Here is a 2,670-nt window from a genome sequence, read left to right on the forward strand (position 1 = left end):
GGTTCAACTCGTCGCGTTCAGCTTGGGTCAGATCCAGCGGCGCCTTCGGCCGACCAGTGCGTGCCATGAACCAATTCTACAATTAAACAAGATATTTCAGGCGCAGGACACTAGTGCCCCGAGTCGAAAGTCCTTTTGCAGCCTCCGGCCATCGCGTAGTGGGTGGCCGTGTCTGGCGGGTACGTTTGGCAGTGGGTCTGTTCGACGTCGAAGGAGTGCCTGCCGTGCGTTCGATTGTCAAAACTGCTGGTGCGGTCGCCATTACGGCCGTGATCGGTTCGCTCGCATCGAGGGACACGAACTCGCGGTGGTACCGGCGATTGTCGAAGCCGCCCTTTCAGCCTCCCGCGTCGGTGTTCCCGATCGTGTGGACGGCGCTGTACACCGACGTCGCCATCAGTTCCGCGGCCACGATCGATGCTCTCAACGACGACATGCGGCATATCGACGCGGCGGCCTTCGAGCGCGCGTTGACCGTGAATCTGATCTTGAACGGCGCCTGGACCTGGGTGTTCTTCAAAGCGCACCGCACCGGCATGGCGACACTGACAGCTGCGGCGCTCACTGTCAGCAGTGCCGATCTGGTCCGCCGCGCGGCACCGGCATCGACCACCGCGGCCGGCGCCCTGGCGCCATACGCCGGTTGGTGTGGATTCGCCACCGTGCTCTCCGGCGACATCTGGCGTCGTAATCGCTGACCGATCGCGGTGGTGCGATGCTCAGATGAGGCCTTGCGCGATCATCGCATCGGCAACATGGGTGAAGCCGGCAATGTTCGCGCCGGTGGCGTAGTTGCCGGGAACACCGTAGTCGTCCGCGGTGTGCAGGCACGTGTCGTGGATGTTCCGCATGATCTCGGCGAGACGCTGCTCGGTGTGCTCGAACGTCCAGGAGTCCCGCGACGCGTTCTGCTGCATCTCGAGCGCGCTGGTCGACACCCCACCGGCGTTGGCGGCCTTACCGGGCGCAAACCGTACTCCGGAGTCGGCGAACAATCTGGTCGCCTCGGGGGTGGTGGGCATGTTCGCGCCCTCGGCAACGATCGTGGTGCCGTGTGCGATGAGCGACTTGGCGTCGTCGACCTGGAGTTCGTTCTGCGTCGCACAGGGTAGGGCGATGTCCACCGGAACGTTCCAGATCGTGCCGTTGGTGCTGAATGTCGCACTGGCACCCCGGCTTTCGGCGTACTCCTCGATGCGGCCGCGTCGGGTCTGCTTGATCTCTTTGAGCAGTTCGAGGTTGACGCCCTTGCCGTCGACGACGTATCCACTCGAATCCGAGCATGCGACGACGATGCCGCCGAGTTGCTGGATCTTCTCGATGGCGTAGATGGCAACGTTTCCTGACCCGGAGACCGACACACGCTTTCCGTCGAACGACTCACCGGCCGCCTTCAGCATCTCCTCGACGAAATAGACTGTGCCGTACCCGGTGGCTTCGGTCCGTACCTGAGAACCGCCCCACGACAGTCCTTTCCCGGTCAGGACACCGGATTCGTAGCGGTTGGTGATGCGCTTGTACTGGCCGAACAGGTAGCCGATCTCGCGACCCCCGACACCGATGTCGCCGGCCGGAACATCGGTGTGTTCGCCGATGTGCCGGTAGAGCTCGGTCATGAACGACTGGCAGAAACGCATGACCTCGGCGTCGGACCGGCCTTTGGGGTCGAAGTCGGATCCGCCTTTGCCGCCGCCGATGGGCAGACCGGTGAGTGCGTTCTTGAAGATCTGCTCGAACCCCAGGAACTTGACGATGCCCAGGTAGACGCTCGGGTGGAACCGCAGTCCGCCCTTGTACGGCCCGAGTGCGGAGTTGAACTCGACCCGGAAACCGCGGTTGATCTGGACCTGGCCGGCATCGTCGGTCCAGGGGACACGGAAGATGATCTGGCGTTCGGGTTCGCAGAGTCGCTTGATGATCGCGGAGTCGGTGTACTGCGGGTGGCGGGCGACAACGGGACCGAGACTGTCGAGCACCTCTTTGACGGCTTGGTGGAACTCACGCTCACCCGGGTTGCGGGCGATCACTTCGTCGTAAAGATCCTGCAGCTGCGTATCGGTCATCGGAATCGTCGCGCCCTTCATCCGCCGAGCTCACGGGGGTATGAGCTCGCTGGCAGGCGTCATACACCTGAACCGTGGGTGAGCCTATCGATCGACCGATAGGTGAATTGTCCAGGCCCCGGTGGATGTGACCGGCGCAACGGTGGTCAGGGCGCGACGAATCCTCCGAAACCGGGTAGCGACGGTTGGCCGGCGTTGGGATATGCCCAGGATCCGGTGATGGATACGGTGATGGCCACCGGGCCCGAACCGGTGTGGACGGTCGACTGAACGGGTGTCGGATTGAGGTAGTACGGACAGGGCTTCACGGTGGTCGACCCGGCGGTGCCGGTGCTCAGGTTCACGAAGTTGATCCGGACGAGCGATCCGGCAGCGCTGGACGAACAGGTTTCCGGGCGGGCTGGTGCACTGAAGGTGGTGTTGCCCGGTGACTGCGACGATGCGTTCACCGACAGCAGCAGTGGTCCGGGCACCACCAATCCGCTGACCTGGAGGCCGATCGCGGGGATCTGGTAGACGGGCACGGCGGCGGCGGTCAGGGTGGGGCCGCCGGGAACGGCGGAGGCCGTCGGTGCGGCCGCGATGGCCAGTCCAGCGGCGGCGAATG

The 2,670-nt window shown here is 64.0% G+C and carries 3 protein-coding genes; 1 reads left to right on the top strand and 2 read right to left on the bottom strand.

Going from position 1 to position 2,670, the window contains the following annotated elements; genetic code table 11:
* Positions 1-224 precede the first annotated feature (224 nt).
* Positions 225-698, top strand: coding sequence for a TspO/MBR family protein (locus tag VIQ49_RS21820; RefSeq protein WP_331888588.1), 474 nt, complete (start codon positions 225-227; stop codon positions 696-698).
* A 21-nt stretch (positions 699-719) separates the two neighbouring features.
* Here VIQ49_RS21820 and gdhA read toward each other — a convergent pair whose 3' ends face one another.
* Both gdhA and VIQ49_RS21830 read right to left on the bottom strand, forming a co-directional pair.
* On the bottom strand, positions 720-2,063 hold the full coding sequence (gdhA, locus tag VIQ49_RS21825) for an NADP-specific glutamate dehydrogenase (RefSeq protein WP_414731684.1): 1,344 nt from the start codon (positions 2,061-2,063) through the stop codon (positions 720-722).
* 146 nt (positions 2,064-2,209) lie between these two features.
* On the bottom strand, positions 2,210-2,670 hold a 461-nt coding region (locus VIQ49_RS21830), incomplete at its 5' end, for a hypothetical protein (RefSeq protein ID WP_331888590.1).

The organism is Williamsia sp., assembly GCF_036566845.1.
Classification (GTDB): domain Bacteria; phylum Actinomycetota; class Actinomycetes; order Mycobacteriales; family Mycobacteriaceae; genus Williamsia.